The 354-nt window shown below is 42.9% G+C and carries 1 protein-coding gene; it reads left to right on the top strand.

The features are described 5' to 3' along the window. The coding region (locus BG55_RS23075) for a hypothetical protein (protein WP_235192680.1) at nucleotides 1–261 on the top strand (261 nt) is incomplete at its 5' end. Between the last annotated feature and the right edge of the window lie 93 nt (nucleotides 262–354).

Raw genomic sequence — 354 nt, 5'->3', positions numbered from 1 at the left:
CCCCCGCAGTCAACCCTAATGATAATCATTTTCAATAAACAGCCAGCATGCTACGATGTTGTTAAAATTAAAACAATATGTGTCAGAAAATTTCATATATTTTCAGGAAAATATCCCAGCATTCAAACTGAGTGTGAATTTTGCGCAGCGGTCGAAATAGGCTGTGGGCTGTGGGCTGTGGGCTGTGGGCTGTGGGCAGGTATTTTAAATCAGAAGAAAGGAAAATCCCTGGCTGGCGCTTTTACGACAGCCAGGAAATAAGCATTATGACTGAACGTGCAGTACATCGGGCGGTAAAGAGACGCTCAAAATTACCGGCTTAAATGAGCTGGATTTACTCAACCATACAGAGAT

Origin of the sequence: Erwinia mallotivora, assembly GCF_000590885.1 — a bacterium.
GTDB lineage: Bacteria > Pseudomonadota > Gammaproteobacteria > Enterobacterales > Enterobacteriaceae > Erwinia > Erwinia mallotivora.
The sequence above is the reverse complement of the archived record's forward strand: the minus strand, read 5'-3'. Positions and strand labels throughout refer to the sequence as shown.